1 pseudogene is annotated in these 414 nt (G+C 87.0%); it reads right to left on the bottom strand.

The annotated features are described in order from the left end of the window. Positions 1 to 131: 131 nt before the first annotated feature. Positions 132 to 414: pseudogene (locus AAHZ94_RS35075) on the bottom strand (serine protease); the annotation flags it as partial.

Here is a 414-nt window from a genome sequence, read left to right as displayed (position 1 = left end):
CCCCCCCCCCCCCGCGCGCGCGGGGGGGGGGGGCCGGGGGGCCGGCGGGGGGGGGGGCGGGGGGCCCCGCGGGGGGGGGCACGGGTGGGTGGACAGCGACCCGCCGGTCGCGGCCCGCCCGGCTGGGGCGGCTACCGGGTCCGGTAGGCGCTGACCGCGGTCTGGGTGAGCGTGTTGCCCGCGGTGTCGGTCAGCTTGGCGCGGAGCGTGACGGCGGTGCCGGCCTTCTGGGCCGGGACGGTGGCGACGCCGCCGACCACCGCGGCCCGCTGCCAGGAGGTGCCGCCGTTGACGGAGTACGCGACGTCGAGCGCGCGGCCCGGGGCGCGCGCGGGGCCCCGCCCCGCGCCCCGGGCGCGCCGCGCCCTGCCCGCCCGGGCGGGGCCGGCCCGGCCCCGCGCCCGCGCCCCCCCC

It is taken from the genome of Streptomyces sp. HSW2009 (assembly GCF_040240285.1).
Taxonomy (GTDB): Bacteria; Actinomycetota; Actinomycetes; order Streptomycetales; family Streptomycetaceae; genus Streptomyces.
Note: the sequence above shows the minus strand (reverse complement) of the source record. Positions and strands in the feature narration are given on the sequence as shown.